Consider the following 25,420-nt stretch of genomic DNA (forward strand, 5'->3'; position numbering starts at 1 on the left):
CAGGATGATTTACTAGATTAAACAACTGCTTATTATGATTGTTATGGGTTGTTCGGCGCAGATGCTCGCTTGCTATATTTTGACGAGCGCATCTTACCTTATTTGAGCTAAAAAAGTTGCCATTTATTTACATGATGTTCGTTAATTGTAATGCTGAGGTGTTGAATGCGAATTTAAATGGAAATAATCATGACACTAGCTATATCTGGACTATATATCAGCCTCACAGCATTGCTTATTGTTGCTCTGACTTATCGGGTGATAAATCTAAGGCGTACTCACAAAATTGGCATTGGCAGTGCAGGCAATGAATCGCTAGCATTAGCCCAAAGGGTGCATGCTAATTTACTTGAAAATGCACCCATTGCTTTGCTGCTGTTGCTAGTAGCCGAGACTAATGGCACTAACAATATGGTTTTGCATATTTTTGGCTGCATTTGGTTGCTTGCTCGTGTGCTGCATGCTGTTGGTTTAACTCTGGGAAAGGGCGGTTACCATATAGGCCGCTTTTGGGGCATGTTGTTAACTTGGGCGGTGATAATCGGTTTGGCGCTGATAAACCTTTTTTCTTTTATGACCGCGCTATAGTCAGCAGGTATTAATAGCCATTAAAAAGCCTTAAAGCCTAGTACAGTAATACCCACAGCCAAATTATGGGATAAAGGTCTATACTAAAAAAAGCATTAATTTGATGCTTTTTTAGTCACACCTTGCAGGCGTAGCCTGTTATACTCCGCGTCCCCATTGCGCAAGCAAGCTGGGGCGCAATATCTGCGTAATTTTTGTATTTCAGTTAGGCTGCCTAATCCATGCAAGTAGAATCCACGTTATTTACCTTTCCAAAGTATCGCCCTGAGCTCACGCGCCCAGCGCCTTTCTTGCCTATGTCTCGTAAAGAGATGGCTAAGTTAGGTTGGGATAGTTGTGACATCATTATCGTCACTGGCGATGCATACGTGGATCACCCAAGCTTTGGTATGGCCGTTATTGGTCGCATGCTCGAAGCGCAAGGCTTTAGAGTGGGGATTATTTCCCAGCCTGATTGGTCAAACAAAGAAGACTTTATGAAGTTAGGTAAGCCTAACCTCTATTTTGGTGTGACCGCGGGTAACATGGACTCGATGATCAACCGTTATACGGCCGAGCGTCGTATGCGTCATGACGATGCCTACACTGCAGGTAATGTGGGCGGTAAGCGCCCAGACCGCGCAGTAACGGTTTATACCCAGCGTTGTAAAGAAGCCTTTAAGCAAGTGCCAGTAGTGATTGGTGGTATTGAAGCCAGCTTACGCCGCATTGCTCACTACGATTACTGGTCAGATAAAGTGCGCCGCAGTGTGATTTTAGACGCTAAAGCCGATATCTTGGTTTACGGCAACGCCGAGCGTCCCTTGGTGGAATTGTCGCACCGCTTGGCAGCCGGTGAGCCTATATCTGAGCTGCATGATATTCGTGGTACCACAGTGATCCGTAAAGAGCCGTTACCAGAATGGAAGGGCATGGATTCACGTAAGATCGATCAACTGCATAAGATCGATCCTATTCCAAACCCGTATGGCGCCGATGACGTAGGTTGTAAAAACCTGTCAGGGCCAACGGATGAAAAGATTTTTGACAATGACGCGCCAAAAGCGGTCAGTGTTCAACCTGCTAGACCCAAGCCTTGGGAGAAGACTTATGTGTTACTGCCAAGCTATGAAAAGGTCTCAGAAGATAAGTACCTCTATGCCCACGCATCGCGTATTTTGCATCAAGAGCAAAATCCAGGCTGTGCCCGTGCGCTGTTTCAAAAGCACGCCGAACGCGCTATTTGGGTTAATCCACCTGCGTGGCCGCTTAATACCGATGAAATGGATGGCGTGTTTGATCTCGCTTATCAGCGTGTGCCGCATCCATCGTACGGCAAAGAGAAAATTCCAGCCTACGACATGATTAAAACCTCAATCAATATCATGCGTGGTTGTTTTGGCGGCTGTTCATTCTGCTCTATTACCGAGCATGAAGGGCGTATTATTCAGAGCCGTTCGCAGGATTCTATCGTTAAAGAAATTAAAGACATTCAAGAAAAAGTGCCGGGCTTTACCGGGGTGATTTCTGACTTGGGTGGCCCTACAGCCAACATGTATCGCTTAGGCTGTAGTAGCGTAAAAGCCGAGAGTACCTGTCGTCGTTTGTCTTGTGTATTCCCATCGATTTGTGGCCATTTAGATACCGATCATCAAGCGACCATCGATCTGTACCGCGCAGCGCGTGACGTACCGGGTATTAAAAAGGTACTGATTGCCTCTGGTGTGCGTTATGACTTAGCCACCGAAGATCCACGTTACGTTAAAGAGCTGGCAACCCATCATGTTGGCGGTTATTTAAAGATTGCCCCTGAGCATACCGAAGAAGGCCCGCTAAACAAGATGATGAAGCCGGGCATGGGCACTTACGATAAGTTTAAAGAGCTTTTCGATAAGTACTCACAAGAGGCGGGTAAGAAGCAGTATTTGATCCCGTACTTTATCTCGGCGCATCCGGGCACCACCAATGAAGATATGGTGAACTTGGCGTTATGGTTAAAAGGCGAGAAGTTTAAGCTAGATCAAGTGCAAAACTTCTATCCATCGCCAATGGCTAATGCGACCACGATTTATCACACTGAGCTGAACTCACTGAAAAACGTGAAGCATACTAGTGAAGAAGTCTCAGTCCCTAAGAAGGGCCGTCAGCGTAAGCTGCATAAAGCTTTGCTGCGTTACCACGATGCAGAGGGCTGGCCGCTGATCCGTGAAGCACTGATTGCTATGGGTAAAGAGAAGCTGATTGGCAATGGACCTAACTGTTTGGTACCGGCAGAGTCTCGCCAAGAGCGTGAAGCAATTCGTAATAAGAAGAAGCTCAACACCAAAGACGATGGCAAAGGCAAAAAAGCCTTCACCCGTCACTCGGCAGATCAATTTGAAGATCGTAAGGCTGGTGGTAAATCTGGAGCAAGCAAGCCTGGCGCGAATAAATCAGGTGGCAACAAAGCAGGCGGTAAATCTGGACAGTCTAAGCCAGGACAGGGCAAGCCGAGTCAAGGTGGTAAGCGCCCAGCGAAAAAGAATGCTTGGGGCACAACGCCTAAACACCAAAGGTAAATAGAGCGTTTTTGAATTCAAGCGACAAGCTGGCTATAGCTAAATAAACTAAAATAAGGGAATATCTTAATGGATATTCCCTTTTTAATGGGTGCGAAAATGACGCAACAGACAAACGATAATATTGAATATAGTGACGAAAGCTTTTGGCTGAAGGTAAAACTATTCGCTAAAAAAGCCGGCCGAGAAGTGATCGATAACGCCTTGTGTTTGTATTATGCCGCTAAACGTCCAGACACGCCTAAATGGGCTAAAACAGTCATCTTAGGTGCATTAGCCTATTTCATTTCACCGATTGATGCGATACCTGATTTGACGCCTATAATGGGATTTTCTGATGATCTCGGAGCCTTGGCTGCGGCGCTAGCTATGGTATCTATGTATGTGGATGATAATGTCAAAAACCAAGCCGCAGAGAAAACCGCAGCTTGGTTTGACTAAGCGCTAAAAGTATTCGCTTATATGACGATTAGCCTTGCCAGGTGAGGTTGAAGTCGTATTTGAAGCCGATAGTAACGGCACGGTCGTCATCACGATTATCAAAGCTTTTGTCTAGGTATTCGAGGTGGACACGTACATTGTCGAGAGGGTTCCATTCTAAAGTGGTATTAAAACCGTTGTAGTCGGCAGAGGTACTATCATTGATACCATCTTCAAATTGGAAGTAACCCAGCTTAACCGTGTAATGCTCGCTGATTGGGTAAGCTAGCGCCGTATCTAAGGTGCTACCACTGCGATCTTTTTGCATGCTGCCAGTGTCGTAGTTGTATTGCTTGTCTTGATAACTCACAGCTAGATACAGATCATTGCTAAAGGTATAAGCCACGACTCCCCCCAGCGTTTGGTTATCGCCTTCAATTCCCTGGGGGTCGGCGGTATTTTGAGTAATATAGCCTAGGCCGATATGTAACTGGGCTATGTCGTAACCCACACCAAGGTTAATCATATCAGTCGCATCATCACCGTTATCACCATCAAATTGAGCGCCAGCCATCCAGGTGAAATTGCCAGTGACTAACTGATAAGTGACAAAGTTATCGACAAAGAATGGATTGTCATAGTCGTAGGCGTATGGACTATTACCATGGTTGAAAATATCCACATATTCAGCAACTAAAGTGTATTGGGCTGGGCGTTGCTTACCTATGCCAATTTGACCATAAGGCGAGGCAATAGCTGCATAAGCCTGACGTGCTTTACCAAAATCACCAGAGTTGGCAATATCGACACTCCATTCCCCATGTGCGATGGCAGTCCAGCCATCGGCAAACTCGGTGCTGGCTTTTATACCTACGCGAGAAAGTGCATCTCGAACATCCCACGTTTTGTTCTGACCATCGTCTAGGTAGCTTAGCGTTGGGCGAATTGAACCATAAAGGCTGACTTGGCTATTTTTAAATTGTGATGGCGCTTGATTGCTTTCAAGCTTAGCGATACGCGCTTCAAGCTCGGCAGTGGTTGCGTCAGTCGCATAAGCGTTCATGCAGCAAAGGCTAACGGCGGCTGCTATGAGTGATTTATATGTGTTCATCGGTGTATTTCCCTATATTTCGGCTGCAACAAGTCGCCCTCTCTAAAGGCTAGAGTTGGTGCAATACGATTTAATATGATTAGTCGGAGCGCCTATCAGCATTGATGCTGACAGGCGTTTGAGGCATTAAGTTTTGATGGGTTGGAAGTGATTACTTCAGTTTATTGAACCACAAGTTGTGGTGTTGCTTTGCCCAGTTTTCGTCGCAGTAGCCGGAAGTCATACATTCCATACCACCTTCGGACATCACGGTTGCCATAAAAATATGTACTACGGTGAATACGCCAAGAATGGCTGCCGAGATAAGGTGTAGGATAAGGCTTAGGTTCGCTGCATCTTTGGTTGCGACCAAGCTTGGGAACATAAGAATTAACCCTGATACGACGATAAGGCCACCAAAAGCGGTAAATGTCCAAAACCAGAGTTTCTCACCGGCATTAGCAAAGCCCGCATCAGGATGCTGCCCTTTAAATGAACCGAAATTCAAATAGCCGCCCAACACCTTAAACCAGCCGATATCGCATGCTTCAGGCGTCTGTTTAGTGGCCCACTTAAGCACCATTACTGCCCAGCCTAGAATAAAGGGGAATGCCATCAGGTCATGCAGGCCAACCGAGGTATTAATGACGCCAATCCAAGTATTGACACCCATATTAGGCTCTAACAGGAATCGACCTGAAACCATAATAAGGCCGGTTACAATCAGAAATAAGCAAGATATGGCGCCTAGCCAGTGAACAAATACATCCATACCACTCCAGCGCGCAACCTTACGGCCAGAAAAGCCATGGGCTAATTTTGACTTGCCATTGATAATGACAAACACACCGAGTAGTAAGATGGCACCAAAAAAGCTATAGCTGAGTAGATCTGCCCAGAAGGTTGCGGGCGCTAACGTTTCGATCCTACCTTGATTGAATAGCGGATCAACAAGTGGTAGTTGTGCCTGTTCAGGCATGCCTAATAATTCAGGTACATCGGCTTGCACAGCAATTTCTGTTACTGGTTGCCACAGTTGGGCTGTAGGCGCTTCTTCAGAAGATAACGCCGGTAAGCTAAAAATGGCTGTTAACATCAAAGGAACTAAAGCTGTTAAATGTTTCATGTAATAACCTTAATCGTCTTAATGACGTTGTTCTGATTGGGGGGTGTTCCCAGTTATTATTGGGTTATGTCTTTGGGCTAAAAACTCACGTAGCGTTTGAGCAAAGCTGCGCCAAAAGGCTAATTGAGCGTGTTGCTCAATCCCAGCTGTAAATGAGTGATACCAAAGCCCTAAGTGTTGATTTAGAAATTGAGCTGCCAAGTCATCGAGTGCGGCCGACTCATCATTATTGGCTTGACTCTGCTGTTGATGAAGCAGTGCTTCAACACAGAATAGAAACTCAAGCTCATTGCCAATATAGTCAGCAGGTTCATTGAGTTTTGCGTCAATCACTAGGCCGATCTGTTGATAAAAATCAGCGACTGCCACCGTCTCTTTGGTGTTCAGTTGCGAGCCCGCGCTGCGATAAACAGATTCGTATGGTGGCACCAGTAATCGAGTTGGGCCAATACACATCCGGTTAAAGTCGCACTCCAGCTCAATCAGTTGGTGCTGGTTTTTACGTGCTTGTGCTAAGAGGTCTGGGTTAGCCTGACTGGCTTCGAGCCAGTCAATAAGCTGCTGCATGGACTCAGGCGAAGAAGGGGTAAATAGCATCCCCTTAAGCGCTTGATAGCCATTGGCAATGGGGCCAAAATCGGTCTGCATTAAACACGCTCCTTGATGATCAGCATGTTGGGCTTAGTGATGCAGTTGCCGTAACCAACGCCTTGCTTACTCGCTGTGCTCTTTTGTTGTAGTACTGCATGAATACGGTCTACGTCTAAGCATTCGACTGGGCAGCCGTCCACGCAGGCCGGTTTTTGGCCTTGGTCGATGAGTTCAATACACATATTGCATTTCGCTGCTTTACCGTCACTTTTCAGCATCACAACTGCATCGTAAGGGCAGGCGCTAATGCATAGACCGCAGCCAGTGCATTTTTCGCGATCCAGTACAACTAAGCCGTCATCTCGTACGGTATAGGCTTGGGACGGGCATACCATTAGGCATCCTGGGTTACCACAATGCATGCAAGAATGACTTAACCAAATATCCTTGCTGCCGTCTGCATGAGGCACTTCGTAACGGTCGACTTTACGAAAGCGCACATCCTCAGGAAGCTCGTTGTGAATTTGGCAGGCAACAGTACAAGCTTGGCAGCCGATGCAGTTTTCTTGTCTGAAAACGAACCCTAGTTGGTGTTTATTTTCCATTTATACTCTCCTTCATGCTTTTTCTAGGTTTACACGAGTAGAGTGGTATGCAGAGCAGCCGCCCATATCGGTCAATTTGTCGGTGGTTAATGAATTGGTACAGCCTTCAGTACCATTGGGGTTCATGCGTAGCCAGTTACATTTCGGTGTCATGACTGAGCCTGGTAGTACGCCTTCGGTAATCATGGCGACAAAGCGAGCTTCACCACGATGGTTACTGAGTTTTACGATATCGTTCTCTTTCACGTCGTACTGCTTGGCATCGACAGGGTTAATTTTTACGTAGTAGGCTGGAATTGCACGGATATACTTAACGTTATAGAAAGAGCTATTTACCCGCTGTGGCACACCGCTAGATAGCAATCTAAACGGTAAGTTACGCTCTTTGGCTTCCATCTCTTCTTCGGGGAGCTGCCAGTCTAGAACAGGGTGATAACCAGCGTCTGACATGAGCTTAGAGCTAAATTCAATTTTGCCACTTGGGGTATTATATTTGCCGTCAGCTAATACAGGCTGTGGGATATCCAGCTTAATATATTTCTCTTTCATCAAGCGCTCATACGTCACGCCTTTGTAATCTGGAGAATCGGTGTTTAACAATTCTTTGATGATGTCATCATTACTTGCTTTAAATGCTTCATCTTCGAAGCCCATGGCCTGGCCTAACTCGCGGAAGAAGGTCCAGTTACACTTTGACTCACCCACAGGTTCAATGACTTTTTGGCATACTTGAATGTAGTAACCATGATAATCACCAACGATATCATCGGTCTCAAATTGACTAGCGCTAGGCAAAATGATGTCGCAGTATTGCAGTGAGTCGGTCATCACCATATCGTGGCCAACAACGAACAAATCTTCGCGTTTCATCCCCTCAATAACAGCATTGGTATCGGGTGCCACTACCACAGGGTTACCGTTGTAAATGATCATTGCGTGGATCGGTTTACTTGGCTTGTCGTGGCTGGTTGGGTTGGTTGGATGAATCGCTTTGGCTATTTCAGTCATATTGATGCGTTGAGCATCAGGGTTCTTACGCATGTATTTGCCACTGGCTACATACTGATTTAAACCCGCACCAGCATGTACGTTGTCATATACAAGGCCATTACCGCGTTTGCCAAAGTTGCCCGTTACAGCTAGCAACATGGCAACTGCGCGAGACATGCGGGCACCATTAAAGTTACGTTGGAAACCATAGCCCATACGGAGCATGGTTTTTTCGTTTTCACCTAGGATTTGAGCAAACTCGAACATTTTGGCTCTTGGTACACCAGTGATCTGTTCGATTTCGTCGTAACTAATTTCATCTAGGCGCTTGAGTAGATCGTCATAGCCGATAGATTGTTCTTGGATAAACTTATGGTTAACCAGATCTTTTTCAACCAGATATTTCATGATCCCTGCACACAGCTGTACGTCAGTACTTGGTTTTGGCTGTAGGTATACATCTGCTTGGTTACACAGTGGTGTGCGTTGAGGATTGACCGCTAAGAATTTAGTGCCTCTGTCGCGAGCCTGATTAATGAGTTTAATCGCGATAGTGTTAGAAACGGTTTCATCGTGACCCCAGTTTAAGTACACATCGCTTAACATGACGTCTTCTGGATCGGGTCCTAAGAAAGTCCCGTAGACAGACTCTAAACCATCATATGCTGCGTAGGTACAGACCTTACGCTCAAGAATAGATGAACCAATACGGTTCCAGAAACGCTCACCAGATGCCGACATGCCTATGGCACCATAGTTACCCGAATAGCTATAAGGTAAGATAGACTCTGAGCCGTGTTCAGCCACGACCGCTTTTAAGCGATCTGAAATTTTCTTGTAAGCTTCATCCCAGCTAATGCGACGCCATTTACCATCACCTTTGGCTCCGACTCGTTCCATCGGATGCAAAATACGATCAGGTGCATAGGTATACTGCACGTAGCTTTGGCCTTTTAGGCAAGGTGCTTTACCCGTTTTGGCCTGCTCTTCTGCTCCTGTGACATAAGTCATTCGGCCGTCTTGTACGCGAAACTTTAATAAGCAACGTGCGGCGCAGTTACGTAAGCAGCTGTGATAAATAACCTCACCATTACGCTTTGCTAATAAGTTTGAGTGTGCTCCTGGCGTTCGCGCATTAGCGATTCCTGGGGTTAAGCCTGATAACGAGGATAATATGGCTGTTGCGCCAGCTCCTTGCATAAATGTGCGTCTGTTAATTTTCATATGTTCACTCAGCATCTCATTTTTATTGATAGAATTTTGGGGGAATAGCAATAACTCTTCCCCCTTATTAATATCCAAGAGGAAAAACTCATTAGGTGCTATAAATATTAAATAGTGTGTTGCACTAACTTAATTAAGTAAGGTGGAAATATTTATTTGACTGACTAATTAAATGTAACTAATTAGTCAGTTTATAAATCTCTTTATTATTGGTTTGGTTGTTTTTCAGAAGCAAGTCGCCATTCTTTTTCAAGGCCATAAACAAGCTTTGACTTCACCCAATTAAACACAGGCGAATTATTGGTGTTACCATAGAGGATATAATTACCAACCGCTCGTTGTTCACTTCTGATTTCTTTTATGCTCTTGATTAATTCATCTGGTAATCTAACGCTGCGGATATTAGGCAGCATATCGACGAATTCACGGGTAAAATGGTTACAACTTAATGTGATGCTATTGCTGTCAGCTAACAGGCGCATGGCGGTGGCGACGCTATCTGTATAGGCAAGCACATCCATCTGCAGTCCTGAGTCTCTACATAAGTTGACTAATAATGGACAGCTGAGATCGCTATAATTATCTATTTCTAATAAGGAGTATTTTGAAATATTCTCTAGAGACAGGGTTTCATGGTGAATGGCGTGGTCTTTATTTGCCAGGATATAGATATCGCCAGTTTCAGAGAATATTTCATAGTTTAGCCGAGTATCGTCGAACCCTTCATAAACAACAACAAAGTCAACACTGCCAGCGATTAGGTCCTGAGAACAATCATGATTTAGTCCTTTAACATCAAACCTTATATTTGGCGCTTCAGGAGAAATATAGGTTTCTATGACTTTGTGTACAGCATAAATAAATTCGTCATATGCCCTAATAGTAAAGTGCCCACCTGAGTGGCTTGGTGTGAAAACAGAGTGCTGGTTCTCGATTAAGCGATATTGCTCAATTAATAGTTGAGCATGAGGGATAAGCTCTTCTGTTTTTTGGGTCGGTATTAATCCATTTGATTTTCTAATGAATAATGAATCCATGAATATACTTCGTAAACTATTCAATGTTCTCGTAATAGTGCAATTTGTAACGCCTAATTCGAGCGCAGCTAAATTACCTTGTTTGTGTTTGTAAACAGCAAGCAAGGTTTTTAATTGACTATAGTTTAAATTATCCATTTTCATTTTTCAGTGCCATTGTTATCGCTTGAATACACTATGATTCCTCATTGTTAATTTAGTTATGATCTTTGTCACAAATATAAGAGGTGACTTTTTGGATATATGAGCTGTGATGTGATTTTCAATATGGGAAATACATGGTTTTTATAAAGTGAAATGCGTAGAGGTAATTTATAAATATCTCTAATTTAAATTTTTCTTATTAAAGGTTTTTTAATTAAGGTTTAATAAATGTTGTGACTTGGGATGACTATTATAAGCGTGATTTTGAGGCGGGGGTGGGGCAAGGAATGTAATACAAGCGATAATGCTCGTTAGCATTATCGCTTATCATTTTGGAGTCAGAGATGCTTAATACAGAGACGCTTCGCCTTCAGGGCGATTCTTAAAGCGTCTATGTAACCACATATATTGGCTAGGCTTGGTCATAATCGACTCTTCAACGATCTTGTTGATAAAACAAGCGCCAGCGTGTTCATCTGCCTTAGGGAACTTATCTATCATTGGCTCTTTAATGGTTAGAGTATAGTGGCCACTATCGTTATCACGTACAAACACTACAGGTACGATGGCGCAATTTGTATTGTCTGCTAACAGGCTGGTTCCCGTTGTCGTACAGGCATTTTCTACCGCAAATAGCGGTGCGAAAGTCGAGCGGCGACGGCCGTAATCATGATCCGGTGCGTACCACATGAAGGCACCATCATTAAGCGCTTCTAGCATAAACTTAACGTTTTTGCGGTGGATTAGTGTGTGGCCACCTTGCGAACGGCCTTTTAGTTGAAAGTAGTCAAAACACGGATTGTTGTTAGGGCGATATACCGCCATACCTTTTGCGTATTGGCCAAATGCGCGGCCACTAAGCTCAAGATTGAGTGAATGCACTGCAATCAGCAGTGCGCCACGTCCTTCAGCTTTTAGTTTGTCGATATGCTCCATACCAACTACTGTGGTGTGTTTAGCAATGCGTTCATTCGACCAAAACCAAGCCATACCTGTTTCAAGTATTGCCAAGCCAGTATTTTCAATATTCTGTTTGGTTAACTTTTCACGCTCGGCCTCTGTCATGTCAGGAAAACACAGCTCAAGATTACGCTTAATTGTGCGTGTGCGACGCTTCATAAAGCTAAGCGCAATACGCCCGATTAGCTTGCCTAAACGGATTTGAATCACGTATGGCAATAGGCTGCATAGGTAGCTAATGCTAATTATGGATAAAACGCCCCAATATTTAGGGTGTAGCAATGAAATTGAAAAAGTAGGAGCAGTGTACTTACTCATAAGGGAGCGAAGCTTTTCGATGGTAGTGAAAAATATCGCGCGATTATACGCGACATTTTTCGAATCAGTGCTGTCTATATTTAGTTAATAGGGGAAAACTTGGGCGCATTATTGATTTATAAAGAGTTTAATCTTTCAGCTAAAATTTATCTGATTATGGTACGGTTAAGCGCAAATTACTGGAGATAATAATGAAAACAATAAAGTACTCACATTTTGCGTTAATAGCAGCTGCAAGCTTTGCAACTCCTGCGTTGGCAGTGACTTCGGAGCAAACTGCTTTTTTTGACAACCTATCAGCCCACTGCGGTAAAGCCTTTGAAGGCACTGTGACTGCGGGTAATAGTGCTGATTCAGCATTTAGCGGTAAAAAACTCGTTATGCATGTTCGTGAGTGCAGCGACCAGGTACTAAAAGTGCCGTTTCATGTTGGCGATGACCACTCTCGTACTTGGGTGATCACTAAGACGCCTTATGGATTACATCTCGGCCATGATCATCGCCATAAAGACGGCTCAGAGGATAAGGTGACCATGTACGGCGGTATGACCGCTGATATGGGCAGTGCAACCGAGCAGTCTTTTCCTGTCGATGCATATTCGATTAATAACTTTAGAGAAAATGGCCTAGATGTGTCGGTGACTAACGTATGGCACATGTATGTTAAGCCGCAAGAGTTTACCTATCGCCTAACCCGAGAAAACCGTGACTTTAGAGTTGATTTTGACTTAACTAAGCCAGTGGCACTGCCACCAGTGCCTTGGGGTCATAAATAAGTCATTTACTATGATGTGAAGGATGTTATTTACTTAGGTTCTAGCTTTCAATTGCTAGGACCTAGGACCTAGGACCTAGGGCTTATCTTTTAAGCCTTTTCGTCTAAGCTTCTCTCGCAGTGACGAAGTCACATCCTCGTAGGGCTAAGCCCGGCCTCGCCTTAGCCTTTCCTAGAACCTTCTTGTTCCTTACTTCTCTTCAAAAGTAAACGACTGTCCGGCAAGTGCGGCTTCAAACATTAATCCGCCTTTGGCTACAGTAAACACCGCCATACCATTGATATAAGCTGCCTTGGCTGCGGTTTTTCCAGCGCCAGCTGAATTACCTGTGGTGCCCGCTTGTGCATTAGCGCCGATAGTAATGGCTACGGCAGAAGCTTGTGCGCCAAACTCGAAGCTACCACTGGTAAAGTCCCTATAGGCGGCTTCATCTTTAAAAAAGATGATCTCACTGTAGGCTTGGCCACCAAGCTGAAAGCCAAAAGATAGCTGGGTTAAGCTGGTGTCGCCAGTATAAGCTCCGCCGCGATAAACCTGGCCTTTACCGTAGGCTGCACCAATGCCGATGCCGCCTTTACCCACGGTAGGGAAAAGCGCGTAGCCGTAGGCACTATTGAAAAACTTTTGAGTTTCGTTAGCTTGCTGGAAAGTACTCTTCGCTTGAGCATAGCCATCTTCAGCCATGGCTTGTGGCGCTAACATGACGCTGGCAAGTAGACATAAACTAGCGCCGATCTTCTTGATAAAACGAGTCATTCGATTCTCCTTATTCTATTTTCCATGTAACTCTATCGATTTCGCAGAATGGCTAAACCTTAGCATACCCTTGCTGAACAGAAAGTGAATGCCGGAATTGTTACTGAGGTTATCTATTTGCTAGGGGGGATAAAAGCGCTGGAGCAGCGCTTTTATCGATTGTATCAGTGAAAAAGCAGTACGCTTATTCGACCTGTTGGCCTAAAACATAGTGATTAAACCATTTCTGATCCCACTCCATCTTAGCCTTACGGTGTTGGTACTTACTCAGGCCGTGGCCTTCACCTGGGTATACCACCAACTCGACAGGGACATTAAGATAGTGGTGCAGGGCGCGGTACAAGCCTTGTGCATGACCAAGCGGTACACGTTGATCGCCTTCACCGATATGGATTAAGGTCGGGGTTTTGATCTTATCGGCATAAGTCAGTGAAGATCCATGGTTATAAGCTTCAGGTTTTTCCCAAGGCAGACCTTCCATAAAGTTGACTACATGGCCTGGGGTATCTTCGAGGATCCACTGCAAACGTTGATCAAATACGCCTGCACCAGAACTTGCCGCCTTGAAGCGGTTATTGGTACTAATAAGTGCATTGGTTAGATAACCGCCGTTACTCCAGCCCATCACTGCCATCTTGTCACCATCGACAATGCCATCGCTAATCAGCTGATCGACACCAGCCATAATATCTTTGACTTCAATGTCATGCTCACGACCAACGAGATCGGTTAAGAACTTATCGCCATAGCCGGTAGAACCACGGTAGTTAGGCGATAACAGTGCCCAACCGTTAGCAGTGAAAGTCGAGCGGCCGTACGATCTATGCTGTAATGCATAAGGCGTTGCCGATGTTGGGCCACCATGAATTTGTACAATTAACGGCAATGGGCCGTCTTCTTTTTTATAGCCTGCAGGCAGATCTAAAATGCCTTCGACCACAGCACCGTCTGGCGCAGTCCATTTAACGATAGAAACTTGTGGTAGCTTCCAGTTATCGACCTGTGGATTGATGTTGGTGAGGCGTTTAGCCTTGGCACGACTGCTATTGGCATCGGCGATAAACATATCCGAGAAGTGATCTAAGCCGTTGTGACTAAAGGCAACAGATTTACCATTTTGGCTAAAACTATAGCTGCCGATCACCATGTCGCCCGGGATCACTGTGCGGGTATCGCCTTGTTCACCCTCATCAATTTCAGTGCAGAACAGTTTGACGCGGCCATGATCGGCGCCGCGGTAGCAGATCTCATCGCTATTTGGGCGCCAAGTCAGATCGCTTGAAGTGAGAGTGACATCGCCGGGACGAGCGATCTCTAATGATGGCTTATCAGTGGTGTTGGCATCGGCAATGAATAGCTGGCCGGGATGACCGTCATAGTCAATTCTAAAAGCCAACTCGGTGTTGTCTTGCCATGCAAGCCCGAGCAACCAACCATACGCGGAAGGCGCATTATCTCGCCACTGAGTATCTGCTAGCACGCTATTTTGTTGGGTTTTAGTATCAAAAATCTCAACGTCAGACCAACCTTCCAAGAAGACCAATTCGTTGTCAGTGGTGGTGATGCGAGCTATCTTGCTACCATCTTGGCTGACTTTAAACTCCCAAACGACTTTGTCGTCATCTAGGATGAGTTGCTGCTTAAAATGTTCGAGATCGAGCTGATATAACGGATTGGTTTTCTGCTCGCCGTGGCCGTATTTTGGCGCACTATGGCTAGCACGCATTGCGGCCCATTGGTCGTCATCTGTTGTGGTTTTAGAGGTTAAAAAGTACAGACTCTTACCATCATGGCTAAGCTCAAATCCTGCTACGCCTTCAGCTTCCTTGGTCATAGGTTGACTGTCGCCGCTATTAACCGATAGGCGGAAAACCTGAGTCTTGCCGTTATATGGCGCTTTTGCTCCTTCCTGTTTAATTTTACCCAGATAGTAAACATACTCACCGTCAGGGCTCCATTGTGGACTGGATTCGCTCTCGTTGGTGAAAGTCATGCGCTTTGATTGACGAGATTTAGTGTCGAGCAACCATAAATCACGTTGGCTTTTATCGAGTTCTTTATCCCAGCGAGATTCCAACCAAACGGCTTGTTTACCATTTGGACTAAGAGTCACTGAGCCCATATTTCCTATATCAAAAAAGTCATCTATGCTGATGTCGTGAGTTCTATTTGCCGCCATGGCGGAAAAGCTGCTGCTGACTAGCGCGGCAGCAAGCAGAGAAAGCTTGTGTGCTTGCTTCATGTATTAATTCCTACCCTTCAATAAGTTAACTGCTATTTATTATTTTTTAAATGGAGTTTGAAAACAGGGTTAATACACTAGCGTAAATTTTACGCTGTTGGCTATGACTCATCGAAATTAATGAGTTTTATTTGTGGTTTGGTTATTAAGACTTGAGGGCATTAGGTTCACAGCAGCAAGCGGAAGAGGAAAGGCTAGCTATAGATAATCCAGAGCTGACAGCGAGTCTGTTAATCGGGTTGTTACGCGGTGATTATTATCAAGATGTGGTGTTGGGCTTAGCCATACCCTCAGATGCAGAAATTAAGCAGCATTCGACGCAAGCGATACAAATCTTCTTAAAGGGCTGTAGAGCGTAAGAAGCTTGTCGTAGCATAGCTAGAAACCACATTAAGTCTTATAAAGTAACTGCTGTGGCTAAGTGCAATGATTTTACTGCTTAGTCTTAGTCTTAGTCTTAGTCTCTTTGAGCTTTTCCTGTTTATCCTCCTGCATTAATTGCTGTAAATAGGTTATCTCTTCAGAGCTGAGTAGCTGCTGACTGGCTGGCATCGGATTTCTTTGCGGTTGCTGTTGAGCAAGCTTACCTCGTAAATAGGCTGCTCGAGTGATTTGATTGAGGCCGTAGATTGCTAAAATGTACACGGTTAATAGCATGGCTAGTCTTGTTGCAGCCTGATTGAACATAACGGCCTGATCGCCTAAATAAAATGGCAAAATGACAAGTACAGCCCTGATAAGCCAGTTGCTCATTAGGGCTAGGGTTAGTACTAGCAACCAACGGAATTTGATGTCTTTTAGGCTATCTTGATGCAATCGAGAGGCGCGCCCTGGATAACGGCTTAGCATCTTAATGATATAGTAAAAATATAGCCCGGTTTGGATAAATAGCAGTGCGGGTAAGAGCATGGCTATCAAGTTTAAATTCGTAATGTCGGCCTGCTGGACAAACCCAATATTTGCCCCGTTTTTGTTAAACAAGATTTGGTAACTAGTGGTCAGCACCACCAAGACTGCGAGTATTAGCGCAGGATAGAAATGGTGAGAAAACCCTACGGGGCGCTCAATATCATTCAGGCTGCGGTCGCAGTATAGATAGAGCAATGGCATGACAAGAAAGTAGACCGGAATGATTAAGGTGAAAAGTAAATGGATGGGCGCGGGTGCATTGTTACTGGTTAGCAGGCCAGTAAAGAAATACAACGCCATAAGGTTAAAAATATTTCCTAGGATCTTATGGTTGCCATTTTTTTCACTGTAGATATAGCGGATATACAAGCCTAGGCCTAGGCAGTGGACGCCGCCAAGCAATGAGAGCCACCAATAACTTTCAGAGAAAAATCCGCTAAATTCATTCATGCCAAACTCATTTCAACGTATTGAAAGCTTAGATGCAAGTGTTGAATTTTTGAACCATGCTAACTTATAGCTATATCTTTTAGTTTTAGGGAGGTATGCCCAGCAAAAATAATGATTTTGTACTATGTGTTGTTAGAAGAAAGGCCTTATCGGCCCGTGCCAAGCTATTAACTCGCTAGTTTAGATATCGACTTTAACTTATGTAGCAGTGCCTCTTTTTTAAAGGGCTTTGCTAAATAATCATCCATACCAGATTGATAGCACCTTTGAATATCTTGATCGAGCACGCTCGCCGTAAGGGCAATAATCGGCAGTCTTGAAAGAGAATGCTGGTTTTCCCATTCTCTGATTTTTTCGGTTGCAGTAAAGCCATCCATAACCGGCATCATGCAGTCCATTAGAATGGCATGAATAGCCTTGCCTGTACTGATGAAATCTAAAGCTTCTTGGCCATTACTGGCAATAATAAAATCAAACCCTGCCTGAGTGAGTTGCAAAGAGGCTACCTTCTGATTAACTAAGTTATCTTCAACAATTAGGATTAATCGGTTTGTTTTCTCTGTCTCGGCGGCTTTACTGGCATAGCTAAGTTGTTCATCTAATATCTGCTTCTGTCTTAGATTACGGCTTTGTACGCCATTGTGTATAGCATTGCTAAAACGGTTACCAAGTAGTGGTAGAGTCACGATGGCATCAATATTATCTAAATGGCGTTTCTCATTCAGAGAGTTGATGGCAATGGTGAAAATATGTTTCTGTTTCAGTAATTCATTTAGGCTCTTGAGCCCATCTCTTGTCGATGAAAGATTATCAACGAATAGAAGATCGAATGTCTGTTTATCCTGAAGTAGATCAAAACAAGACTGGTAGCGGTAGTTAATAGCAAACCCCTGTTGTTTGCATTCCTTGTCGAGTACATCAATTCGCTGGGAGTCTTTTGAAATGATAGCTGCCGTTAATTGCTCAAATTGGCTCGTGATAGGTTTCTTTTGGGTAATAATTTGAGGTGTCAGTGCAATAGTGAAGCAGCTGCCTTCCCCCTTAATTGAGTTAACCGATATCTCGCCTCCCATCAGTTCAATGAGCTGTTTACAAATAGTTAGCCCAAGCCCGGTGCCACCAAATTGCCGAGTAGTCGTGACATCTTCTTGAATAAATGGGGAGAAAATTTGCTGCAGTTTATCTTTTTCTATGCCTATCCCCGTATCATGCACACTGATTTGTATATGGCTAGCGCCTTGGATATTTTGACAACAGACAGCGACTTTTATCCCCCCCGTCTGAGTGAACTTTACTGCGTTAGAGAGCAAGTTCATTAGCACTTGTCTCAGGCGATGATCGTCGAGGGAAGTTCGATACGGGGTGGCATCATCAATTTCGACCGCTAAAGTGAGATCGTTCTCGGCCACTTTAGGTAGCACCATCGAAAGAGTGTCGTAAACCACTTCGGTAATATTGGTATCGCTATTGGTGATAGAAAGGTTGCCTGACTCTATCTTAGAGAGATCGAGTATATCGTTGATGAGAACTAACAGGGTTTGTGAGGAAGTCTCAATAGTTTGCAGGTATTCACTCTGGATTGCCGTCAGTTTAGTGTTGGCTAGGATATCGGACATACCGATGATCCCATTGAGTGGGGTTCTGATCTCGTGGGACATGTTGGCCAGAAATGAACTCTTAGCCTGATTGGCTTTTTCGGCTTCTTGTTTTGCTTGCAGTATGTTCAGCTCGTTTAGGTGGCGTTCATTTATAAGCTTGTTGAGTGTGCCTGAGAATAGGCTTAATTCATCACGGCCTTCTTCGTTGATCTTTTTAGAATAGTCATGGGTTTCCTCTATCTTCGACATGGTGTTAATAACATGGCTGAGATAGTTGATGATCCGTCTATAGAGGTTAGCCCCAATGATGACAATGATAATTAAGGAGCTAAGCAATGCTCCACAAAATAGCCAGATTAAATTTTTAGACTTGGCGATCTCATTCTGGATATTGTTAGTAAGCTCAGTAGAGAATACCCCCACTACATATTGAATTAAATCAAGACGCTGACTAAAAGCTTCTAAACTGATATTGGCAGTATTCATTAGTCGTTGTTGACTTAAAATCTGGCTTCTCAATTGGTAACTCTGCGCAAAGACGGGATCTGAAAAAGTACTGAGCAATAGTGAGACCTGTACAGGATTAGCATTGATATCAATAAAGCGTTCAACGTAATGCTGTTGGCGCTCAGTGATAGAGTTTAGCAGGCTGAGAAGTTCGGCATCATTAGGGCTAATTAGTAATTGATTGATTAACCACTTCTCTTCAGTGGACCATAATGATAGCCATTGGAGCTGGTATAGAATTGCCAGCTGTCGGTTGATTTCGTTATTGCTGCCTGAGTGGTCTTTTTCTAGAGTATTGAGAGCTTGTAGTTGTAGCTCATTGAACCAAATAGACCAGTCTCCTATGCCTTCGGCTTCAACGATGCTCATTTCATCGAGTGCCTTACGGGTACTATCTAACCAAGATTCCATCTCTAAGGTATTTTGACTTGTAAAGGCTTGTGGTAGCAATTGCTTGATTTTATTGAGATCGGGAGCAAAGGTATCAGGGAGCACCTGAATATTATGCTTAAGCAGTCGCTCCCTTGTTTGGTTGATATTTTTATTGAGTTGGGAAAATGATTCGAGAAAGCTCACTTTACTGTTAAGGGTATTTAGCGCGTGCACATTTTCTCTTTGTTTTTCGACCTCCAATATCGATAAAAATGAGGCAAACATCAGCGGCAATAGCACCAAGGCTAACATGCGTATTTTTATTGAAATATGATTCAATATGCTCATTTCTACTCCATGAATTGAACAAGTTAGCAGCAATCTTGTAGTTTAACTTCCCCTTGACTATATTCAGCATAGTACAAAAACTATCTAGGATTGAGGGTTTTAATGTTTAAGGGATTAAGCGAACGAGCTCAGTTTGTCTGTTTTCAGGTTGTTATCATGCTGACGCTCCTATGTACTTCTGCATCCACTCTTGCGTTAGAGGTCAACATCGATGAAAACAACGATGTTGAATTTGCCATTTTTAGTCTTAATGATAACTTGCCAGCGTTAAGTAAAAGTAAGGCAAGAATGCTTTATCGAGGTAAGACTAAGAAAATATCAGGTAGCTTAAAAATCATCCTGGTAGACCTTCCAGAAACGTCAATTCACAGAGAAGACTTTTATAAGATGTTACTCGGTAAGTCCGTTTCGCAGATGAACGGCTATTGGGCTGGACGCGCATTCTCTGGAAGAGGTTCGCCCCCAGAAGAGTTAGATAGTGACGATATTAAACAGATTTTAAAGTGGCTCAACGATAATCCCAATGGCATAGCTTATGCGCCAATTGAATCTGTGCCAAAAGAAGTCAATATCTTGATAACCGTACCCGAGGGAGAGTAGCTATGTTATTTCGACGTCTATTATTTATAGCACTATCTCTTTTGATGTTTTTGCCTGACGTCCAGGCGAGTATTGAGCTTAGCGACAAGATCACTCTCGGAGGTTTTGGCTCTACTACTATCAGTAAAAGTGACAATCGCACTCCCTTGTTTATTAGCCGAGAAATTGCCGATGAGACCTGCTATGACTGCGACACGATATTTGGGTTGCAGTTGGATATTGATATTTTTGATAGTTTGAGTGCATCGGGGCAAGTGGTAAAGCGCACTCAAGATGATTGGAGTGATCCTGAGCTTGAGTGGGCATACTTATCATATGAGTTTGATGATTTTGAAGTCAGAGCGGGGCGCTTGCGTATACCGCTTTTTTTGGTTTCTGAATATTATTATGTTGGCCAAGCCTATCCTTGGATAAGACCTCCTCAGGAGGTATATGACAGTATCTTAGGGTTTACTTTTTACGATGGTTTATCAGTGGCATGGAATTACGATGTTTCTGATGAGCTGATGTTAACTATCTCCCCTTATTATGGCTTCGATAGACTAAATGAAGTTGAGATAGCTGGGAGCGTACTTCAGTTTGATACCGAGTATATGGCGGGTATTTATGTCGATTTGGTCGGATTTAATTACCGGCTCCATAGCGGATTTATGCAAGTGGAATACACACAACTTCCTGCCGTTGAGAAAAGTACGTTAGATATATACACAATAGGGGGGGAGTACAGCTATGAGTCGTGGCTATGGATGGCGGAGGTCGAGTTGGATAGGTTGCAAGCTAACTGGTATGCCTCTGTGATCTACGCTTTTGACTACCTATCGCCTTATCTTACTTATGCGGAAAGCCATCAATTGCGTAAATCGAAAGGAGTGACCGCTGGAGTTAAATATGATCTAACCTCAAATATTTCTCTTAATCTTGAATACCAGACGGTTTTTTCACAAGATGAGGAAAATCGAGCTCAGTTCGTTACATCACCACTGGTTTATAGTGAGAGCTCAGATGTTAATCTCGTGAGTCTTGCTGTGAGTTTTGTATTTTGATTATGGACTGTAAGAGAGCGGGGTATCAGGAGGGAGATAATTGTAATAGCGCTTGGATCTGCTGGTTAATCTTCTGGATTTCACTACAAAGCTTGTTGATTGCGACTTCATCTGGGATGACACCGCTTTGGGCGCTAGACTCTACAATTTTTGCCAAACTTACTGCGTCTTGAGCACATAAATTACTGAACATACCTTTAAGTTCGTGAGCTAGTTGGAATAGTCCTTCGACATCCTCGGTATGGTATCTGTGTAAAATAATACGATCACTCTGACCGTACTCTTGAAGATAGAGTGCGACTACCATGTTTAGCATAGAATCATCGCCGTCACAGAGCGCCACTAACTTTTCTATTTCTATCATCAAGTTTTCCTTTGATTATTAATGTAACCGTTAACAGTGATTGCCAGTTTTGCTAGTGCAGTCGAGGGGAAGCGCAGCTTTAGCCCGTCTTTCGCTGTAACTTAAAGGTGTTACAATTCTCGTTTGAATGGTATTCAATTTTGTCTGAAAGTTGCTCAATAATCTTAAGTCCCCTGCGACTTTGTAGCCAAGTACTTGGGTCACAGGCTAATGGTTCAACAAAATCCATCATGGCGAGATCTTTAAGAAGATTGGATGGCATTGAATTGCCATAATCAGCGACCTCAATAATCAATTGCTGAGTGTCGCTTAAGTAAGAAGTAATCTCAAATTTTGCACCATCAAGGTTAGCGTAAGCGTGTTCAAATACGTTATTCACCAGCTCCACAATGCATAGCTCCATCTGTCCTATCACTGCTCCATCTAAGCCGAGGGAGTGCCAAAAAGGAAGAATATCGGAGGCTACGGTACGGGATGCTTCTAAGCTGCTTGTGTATTGTTGGTTAAACTTCCTTGTGTTCACGTTAATCTCCCTATTGCCACCGTGGTCAGGGGCTCCAGTACTATCCTCTAGGATGAGCATCGCTACAGCTATGCGCTTGCTGTTAACGCGTCTTCAATTGTTGAATAGCTCAATATTAGCTTGTTGACTCGAGTCAACTTAAGTAAGTCTAAGATCGGTTTTTGCGGATTAATGATACTTATCTTGGTATTACGAAGCATCTTGTATGCCCCCATCACTGCCCCGAGCCCACTACTATCCATAAAACGAACATTGCCTAGATCGAGTACTAAGTGTTCGCGAATATTTTCTTTTATTTTTTCGACTTCTTCACGAAATGAAGGTGCAAGCTTTGCGTCAAACCTTGCTTCATTGATTTGAATAACCGTATATTGGTCTTTTTCAATTATGTCGAAATGCATAATGTATCCTCTTTTAATTTCCTTTCCATTCAAAGACTAACAAGCTGATATCGTCTTCAAATTGCTCAATGCCGCACCAGCTCTTCACTGTATCGACTATGGCATCCGTTTGGTTTCTTGCCGGTTGTGAAGCGAGTTGTTGTATGAGTTTCTTTAGTTCTAGCTCTGAATATTGCTGCTGTTCGCAAGATTCTGCTTCAGTAATACCGTCTGAATACAGAAATATTCTATCTCCATGCTCTAGCTGGATCTGCTCTGTTTGGTAGGTTGCAAAATCAAACATCCCTGCCACAAAGCTATCTTGCTGAATAAAGCGTGAAGTTTGCTGCTGCTTTTGTAGCCAGATCATTGGAGGATGGCCAGCACTCGCATAACTTAAGCTACCGTTTCGAATATTAAGCACGGCATAAATCATTGTAAAGTAGAGGTTATCGTTACCTTGGTTGAGGTAGCTTTGATTGAGACGATCAAGCACTTCGCTGGGATCTCTTAGCATATAAAAAGGATCGGTTTCTTTTTTGCGTTTCACATTGGAGTCGGTACCTGAGTTGGCACTGATACTTTGTTGAATGGCGAACGACATTAGGGCCGAGGCGACTCCATGCCCAGCAACATCGAATAGATAGACTGCGATATGCTCTTCATCTAGTTGCATATAACCTAGCATGTCACCGCCGATCTGAGCGCTTGGAATATGGGTGTAATGTAACTCAACGCCTTGAAAAGCAGTTCGACTAGGCAACATACGCTGAATTAGGGCATTAGCTGAGTCTAGATCTTGGCGAATCGTTGCGTATGCACGATCAAGCTCAATATTCTTAGCCACGAGTTTATTATGCAGCTCCAAGGTACGAAAGCCGGCTTTTAATCGAGCATCAAGTTCATTGATATGGGTTTCTTTAGCGACAAAGTCATCGGCTCCGGCGTTAATACCTTCGACAATAGACTCCTCGTCATCGCGACCGGATAACAAAACAAAGAAGATATAGCGGCCGTAGTCAGGGGATTTAAGCAGATAGCAGAGCTCTATGCCATTTAGCTTAGGCATCATCCAATCACTTAATACGAGTTGGATGGAGGGGAGTTTTTCAAGTTGAGCAATTGCGTCAACACCATCAAATGCGGTGACGACTTTATAGCCTCTAGAAGACAGCATTTTAGTCATCAAGAGTTGCATGACCTTGTTATCTTCAACGAGTAGAATTTCTTTGCTCAAACTTCCAGCCTCCGTGCCGTAGCTAATTGCCGAACGCTAATACGCTAGTTTTTGAAAAAGTCCTTTACTTTTCAGAGTCTAGTAGTGATTTTTGAATACGACAAGTGGCTTTATAAATTGCAGTAGGAACTATCTCATTTAGCTGAATAACTTAGTAACATTGAGAGGGGGCAGTGCTACTTATGTCGATATCGAGTCATAAAATTTAGCGATGTAAATCCGCTCAATCTTTTGGCTTTTCCTGTTTAATACGCTGATGTCGATTGGAGTTCGCTTCCGGTGGTTTACCTGGAGCGGCTTCCCGTTCAGACATCAAGTGCCTAATTGCCATGATTGGGTGGGGCAGCAGCATGCGTGGGCCCGCATAAATCATTATCTCGCGAGCTTTGGCTTTCATATGGGGTTTATAGCAATGCACAGGGCACTTATTACAGGTTGGTTTTTCTTGGCCGTAGGGGCATCTATCAAGACGGATATGAGCGTACTCGATAAAGCTTTCACACTCTTCACAAGGATGGGATTCAGCGTCTTTATGATGCGCTTTACAATAGATTTTTACCATAGCAGAAATGGTTTCAAACTCACGAAGAAGCTTGCCACTGAGTAGTTGTTCAAATGCCATGGGATACCTTAGTAAGCTACTGGGTTATTTATATAATAAGAGGCTTGGCTTTAGCTGACAAAATATAAGCGTGAAACTTTGAAGGTGTGCACAAAATAGCGCTTTAAGTCTAACGTACCTAGTGCGGACAGGTGTGATCAAAATTTGTGTTTTTTTAAGTGAAATTAATAACAAACAGATAAAATTACGCTTGTCATAGTGATGACTGCTGGCTTAAAATCCGCCACGATTATTATGATAAAAGATTATCGAGAGAATAATTTTCTCTGGTGACAATTGTTAATTGTAGAGCCTAAATATGTGGCCTATGAAAGCGTGTTTGCCCCCCCTACACGCTCCACATAAATGAACGCGATAACTTAAAGATTAAATTAACTTCCAATGCACCTTCCATAAGTCGCTTGTAAGCCAAAATACACACAGAAATTCACTTAATTCAAGGGATAATGCTAGTTATTCCTAAGGGTGCTGTTGCGCTGAATTAGGCTCTTAAGCAGATAGATACGTGATACTACTTGTAAAATGATGATGGATATTAAGAAGAACTCCTTATTAAAGATAATGGGAATAAGCCGAGCTATTTTAAACAAAAGCTTACTGATCACCCATATCTTGCTGTTGAGCCTGACCGGATCTGCTTTTGCTACGGCTCAGCTAAATGATGACTCAGTTAGAGAACAATCAATTGAAAGAATTGAGGTTCGTGGTATCCGTGCCTCGATGAAGGATTCTATTAATACTAAACGATTCTCAGATTCGTTGGTGGACGCAGTTACGGCTGAAGATATCGGTAAGTTCCCTGATAGTGATGTGGGTGAGTCACTCGGACGCATTCCTGGGGTTGCGGTTAACCGTCAATTTGGTCAGGGTCAACAGGTTTCCATTCGAGGGGCATCAAATCAGTTAACCAGTACCTTGTTAAATGGGCACTCGGTCGCTTCTACCGGTTGGTTCGATCAGCAAACAACCGACCGCAGCTTTAATTATGCATTATTGCCACCCGAAATGGTGGGGGACATTGAGGTCTATAAATCTTCACAAGCTGATATGAGCGAAGGGGGGG

24 protein-coding genes are annotated in these 25,420 nt (G+C 43.7%); 8 read left to right on the top strand and 16 right to left on the bottom strand.

Features of this window, described 5'->3' with window-relative positions; all coding sequences use genetic code 11:
- Positions 1-189: 189 nt before the first annotated feature.
- The 3 genes from K5Q73_RS16000 to K5Q73_RS16010 all read left to right on the top strand — a co-directional run bounded on the left by K5Q73_RS16000 (position 190) and on the right by K5Q73_RS16010 (position 3,566).
- Positions 190-588, top strand: coding sequence for an MAPEG family protein (locus K5Q73_RS16000; protein WP_220764960.1), 399 nt, complete (start codon positions 190-192; stop codon positions 586-588).
- Between the two features lie 221 nt (positions 589-809).
- The gene (locus K5Q73_RS16005; protein ID WP_220764958.1) at positions 810-3,125 is read left to right on the top strand and encodes a YgiQ family radical SAM protein; all 2,316 of its coding nucleotides are present in this window, start codon (positions 810-812) and stop codon (positions 3,123-3,125) included.
- Between the two features lie 99 nt (positions 3,126-3,224).
- On the top strand, positions 3,225-3,566 hold the full coding sequence (locus tag K5Q73_RS16010) for a YkvA family protein (RefSeq protein WP_220765081.1): 342 nt from the start codon (positions 3,225-3,227) through the stop codon (positions 3,564-3,566).
- Positions 3,567-3,594: 28 nt separating this feature from the next.
- Here K5Q73_RS16010 and K5Q73_RS16015 read toward each other — a convergent pair whose 3' ends face one another.
- The 7 genes from K5Q73_RS16015 to lpxL all read right to left on the bottom strand — a co-directional run bounded on the left by K5Q73_RS16015 (position 3,595) and on the right by lpxL (position 11,630).
- Positions 3,595-4,656 carry a porin gene (locus K5Q73_RS16015; RefSeq protein WP_220764956.1) on the bottom strand — a complete coding sequence of 354 codons (1,062 nt, stop codon included), beginning with the start codon at positions 4,654-4,656 and terminating at the stop codon, positions 3,595-3,597.
- A gap of 151 nt (positions 4,657-4,807) precedes the next feature.
- Positions 4,808-5,761 (bottom strand): formate dehydrogenase subunit gamma, encoded by a 954-nt coding sequence (locus K5Q73_RS16020; RefSeq protein WP_220764942.1) that lies wholly within the window; start codon positions 5,759-5,761, stop codon positions 4,808-4,810.
- Between the two features lie 18 nt (positions 5,762-5,779).
- Positions 5,780-6,409 carry a molecular chaperone gene (locus tag K5Q73_RS16025; RefSeq protein ID WP_220764935.1) on the bottom strand — a complete coding sequence of 210 codons (630 nt, stop codon included), beginning with the start codon at positions 6,407-6,409 and terminating at the stop codon, positions 5,780-5,782.
- Positions 6,409-6,957: a 4Fe-4S dicluster domain-containing protein gene (locus tag K5Q73_RS16030; protein ID WP_220764933.1), complete on the bottom strand. Its 549-nt coding sequence runs from the start codon at positions 6,955-6,957 to the stop codon at positions 6,409-6,411. The genes K5Q73_RS16025 and K5Q73_RS16030 overlap by 1 nt, the downstream gene beginning before the upstream one ends.
- 12 nt (positions 6,958-6,969) lie before the next feature.
- Positions 6,970-9,171 carry a molybdopterin-dependent oxidoreductase gene (locus K5Q73_RS16035; RefSeq protein WP_220764925.1) on the bottom strand — a complete coding sequence of 734 codons (2,202 nt, stop codon included), beginning with the start codon at positions 9,169-9,171 and terminating at the stop codon, positions 6,970-6,972.
- A gap of 206 nt (positions 9,172-9,377) precedes the next feature.
- Positions 9,378-10,352, bottom strand: a complete 975-nt coding sequence (locus K5Q73_RS16040) for a LysR family transcriptional regulator (protein ID WP_220764923.1) — start codon at positions 10,350-10,352, stop codon at positions 9,378-9,380.
- Between the two features lie 348 nt (positions 10,353-10,700).
- The gene (gene lpxL, locus K5Q73_RS16045) at positions 10,701-11,630 is read right to left on the bottom strand and encodes an LpxL/LpxP family Kdo(2)-lipid IV(A) lauroyl/palmitoleoyl acyltransferase (protein WP_220764921.1); all 930 of its coding nucleotides are present in this window, start codon (positions 11,628-11,630) and stop codon (positions 10,701-10,703) included.
- Between the two features lie 191 nt (positions 11,631-11,821).
- Between lpxL and K5Q73_RS16050 the strand changes: the two genes are divergently transcribed.
- The gene (locus K5Q73_RS16050; RefSeq protein WP_220764913.1) at positions 11,822-12,406 is read left to right on the top strand and encodes a hypothetical protein; all 585 of its coding nucleotides are present in this window, start codon (positions 11,822-11,824) and stop codon (positions 12,404-12,406) included.
- Positions 12,407-12,595: 189 nt separating this feature from the next.
- Here the strand turns inward: K5Q73_RS16050 and K5Q73_RS16055 are convergent, their stop codons facing one another.
- Together K5Q73_RS16055 and K5Q73_RS16060 are read right to left on the bottom strand one after the other, a co-directional pair.
- On the bottom strand, positions 12,596-13,162 hold the full coding sequence (locus tag K5Q73_RS16055) for a YSC84-related protein (protein WP_220764911.1): 567 nt from the start codon (positions 13,160-13,162) through the stop codon (positions 12,596-12,598).
- A gap of 184 nt (positions 13,163-13,346) precedes the next feature.
- On the bottom strand, positions 13,347-15,404 hold the full coding sequence (locus tag K5Q73_RS16060; protein WP_220764909.1) for a S9 family peptidase: 2,058 nt from the start codon (positions 15,402-15,404) through the stop codon (positions 13,347-13,349).
- Between the two features lie 152 nt (positions 15,405-15,556).
- Between K5Q73_RS16060 and K5Q73_RS16065 the strand changes: the two genes are divergently transcribed.
- The gene (locus K5Q73_RS16065; RefSeq protein WP_220764901.1) at positions 15,557-15,763 is read left to right on the top strand and encodes a TetR/AcrR family transcriptional regulator C-terminal domain-containing protein; all 207 of its coding nucleotides are present in this window, start codon (positions 15,557-15,559) and stop codon (positions 15,761-15,763) included.
- A 73-nt stretch (positions 15,764-15,836) separates the two neighbouring features.
- Here K5Q73_RS16065 and K5Q73_RS16070 read toward each other — a convergent pair whose 3' ends face one another.
- Positions 15,837-16,763, bottom strand: coding sequence for a hypothetical protein (locus K5Q73_RS16070; protein ID WP_220764899.1), 927 nt, complete (start codon positions 16,761-16,763; stop codon positions 15,837-15,839).
- Between the two features lie 167 nt (positions 16,764-16,930).
- Positions 16,931-19,588, bottom strand: coding sequence for an ATP-binding protein (locus K5Q73_RS16075; RefSeq protein ID WP_220764897.1), 2,658 nt, complete (start codon positions 19,586-19,588; stop codon positions 16,931-16,933).
- Between the two features lie 156 nt (positions 19,589-19,744).
- Between K5Q73_RS16075 and K5Q73_RS16080 the strand changes: the two genes are divergently transcribed.
- Both K5Q73_RS16080 and K5Q73_RS16085 read left to right on the top strand, forming a co-directional pair.
- A complete protein-coding gene (locus K5Q73_RS16080; RefSeq protein ID WP_259650817.1) occupies positions 19,745-20,188 on the top strand; it encodes a hypothetical protein in 444 nt (147 codons plus the stop codon).
- Between the two features lie 2 nt (positions 20,189-20,190).
- Positions 20,191-21,231, top strand: a complete 1,041-nt coding sequence (locus K5Q73_RS16085) for a hypothetical protein (RefSeq protein ID WP_220764893.1) — start codon at positions 20,191-20,193, stop codon at positions 21,229-21,231.
- A gap of 25 nt (positions 21,232-21,256) precedes the next feature.
- Here the strand turns inward: K5Q73_RS16085 and K5Q73_RS16090 are convergent, their stop codons facing one another.
- The 5 genes from K5Q73_RS16090 to K5Q73_RS16110 form a co-directional block, all read right to left on the bottom strand.
- Positions 21,257-21,595, bottom strand: coding sequence for an Hpt domain-containing protein (locus K5Q73_RS16090; RefSeq protein ID WP_220764891.1), 339 nt, complete (start codon positions 21,593-21,595; stop codon positions 21,257-21,259).
- A gap of 79 nt (positions 21,596-21,674) precedes the next feature.
- The gene (locus tag K5Q73_RS16095) at positions 21,675-22,118 is read right to left on the bottom strand and encodes an ATP-binding protein (protein WP_220741637.1); all 444 of its coding nucleotides are present in this window, start codon (positions 22,116-22,118) and stop codon (positions 21,675-21,677) included.
- Between the two features lie 68 nt (positions 22,119-22,186).
- Positions 22,187-22,519, bottom strand: a complete 333-nt coding sequence (locus K5Q73_RS16100; protein WP_220764883.1) for an STAS domain-containing protein — start codon at positions 22,517-22,519, stop codon at positions 22,187-22,189.
- Between the two features lie 13 nt (positions 22,520-22,532).
- Positions 22,533-23,735: a PP2C family protein-serine/threonine phosphatase gene (locus K5Q73_RS16105; RefSeq protein WP_220764881.1), complete on the bottom strand. Its 1,203-nt coding sequence runs from the start codon at positions 23,733-23,735 to the stop codon at positions 22,533-22,535.
- 223 nt (positions 23,736-23,958) lie between these two features.
- Positions 23,959-24,357: a nitrous oxide-stimulated promoter family protein gene (locus tag K5Q73_RS16110; RefSeq protein WP_220764872.1), complete on the bottom strand. Its 399-nt coding sequence runs from the start codon at positions 24,355-24,357 to the stop codon at positions 23,959-23,961.
- A 528-nt stretch (positions 24,358-24,885) separates the two neighbouring features.
- Here K5Q73_RS16110 and K5Q73_RS16115 point away from each other — a divergent pair.
- Positions 24,886-25,420, top strand: a 535-nt coding sequence (locus K5Q73_RS16115) for a TonB-dependent receptor plug domain-containing protein (RefSeq protein WP_259655236.1), incomplete at its 3' end; no start/stop codon positions are given.

Source organism: Shewanella sp. MBTL60-112-B2 (assembly GCF_019655055.1).
Taxonomy (GTDB): domain Bacteria; phylum Pseudomonadota; class Gammaproteobacteria; order Enterobacterales; family Shewanellaceae; genus Shewanella.

Coding starts and splice junctions, on each gene's coding strand:
- K5Q73_RS16000 (WP_220764960.1), top strand. CDS start 190: ATGACACTAGCTATATCTGGACTATATATCAGCCTCACAGCATTGCTT.
- K5Q73_RS16005 (WP_220764958.1), top strand. CDS start 810: ATGCAAGTAGAATCCACGTTATTTACCTTTCCAAAGTATCGCCCTGAG.
- K5Q73_RS16010 (WP_220765081.1), top strand. CDS start 3,225: ATGACGCAACAGACAAACGATAATATTGAATATAGTGACGAAAGCTTT.
- K5Q73_RS16015 (WP_220764956.1), bottom strand. CDS start 4,656: ATGAACACATATAAATCACTCATAGCAGCCGCCGTTAGCCTTTGCTGC.
- K5Q73_RS16020 (WP_220764942.1), bottom strand. CDS start 5,761: ATGAAACATTTAACAGCTTTAGTTCCTTTGATGTTAACAGCCATTTTT.
- K5Q73_RS16025 (WP_220764935.1), bottom strand. CDS start 6,409: ATGCAGACCGATTTTGGCCCCATTGCCAATGGCTATCAAGCGCTTAAG.
- K5Q73_RS16030 (WP_220764933.1), bottom strand. CDS start 6,957: ATGGAAAATAAACACCAACTAGGGTTCGTTTTCAGACAAGAAAACTGC.
- K5Q73_RS16035 (WP_220764925.1), bottom strand. CDS start 9,171: ATGAAAATTAACAGACGCACATTTATGCAAGGAGCTGGCGCAACAGCC.
- K5Q73_RS16040 (WP_220764923.1), bottom strand. CDS start 10,352: ATGAAAATGGATAATTTAAACTATAGTCAATTAAAAACCTTGCTTGCT.
- lpxL (WP_220764921.1), bottom strand. CDS start 11,630: ATGAGTAAGTACACTGCTCCTACTTTTTCAATTTCATTGCTACACCCT.
- K5Q73_RS16050 (WP_220764913.1), top strand. CDS start 11,822: ATGAAAACAATAAAGTACTCACATTTTGCGTTAATAGCAGCTGCAAGC.
- K5Q73_RS16055 (WP_220764911.1), bottom strand. CDS start 13,162: ATGACTCGTTTTATCAAGAAGATCGGCGCTAGTTTATGTCTACTTGCC.
- K5Q73_RS16060 (WP_220764909.1), bottom strand. CDS start 15,404: ATGAAGCAAGCACACAAGCTTTCTCTGCTTGCTGCCGCGCTAGTCAGC.
- K5Q73_RS16070 (WP_220764899.1), bottom strand. CDS start 16,763: ATGAATGAATTTAGCGGATTTTTCTCTGAAAGTTATTGGTGGCTCTCA.
- K5Q73_RS16075 (WP_220764897.1), bottom strand. CDS start 19,588: ATGAGCATATTGAATCATATTTCAATAAAAATACGCATGTTAGCCTTG.
- K5Q73_RS16080 (WP_259650817.1), top strand. CDS start 19,745: ATGCTGACGCTCCTATGTACTTCTGCATCCACTCTTGCGTTAGAGGTC.
- K5Q73_RS16085 (WP_220764893.1), top strand. CDS start 20,191: ATGTTATTTCGACGTCTATTATTTATAGCACTATCTCTTTTGATGTTT.
- K5Q73_RS16090 (WP_220764891.1), bottom strand. CDS start 21,595: ATGATAGAAATAGAAAAGTTAGTGGCGCTCTGTGACGGCGATGATTCT.
- K5Q73_RS16100 (WP_220764883.1), bottom strand. CDS start 22,519: ATGCATTTCGACATAATTGAAAAAGACCAATATACGGTTATTCAAATC.
- K5Q73_RS16110 (WP_220764872.1), bottom strand. CDS start 24,357: ATGGCATTTGAACAACTACTCAGTGGCAAGCTTCTTCGTGAGTTTGAA.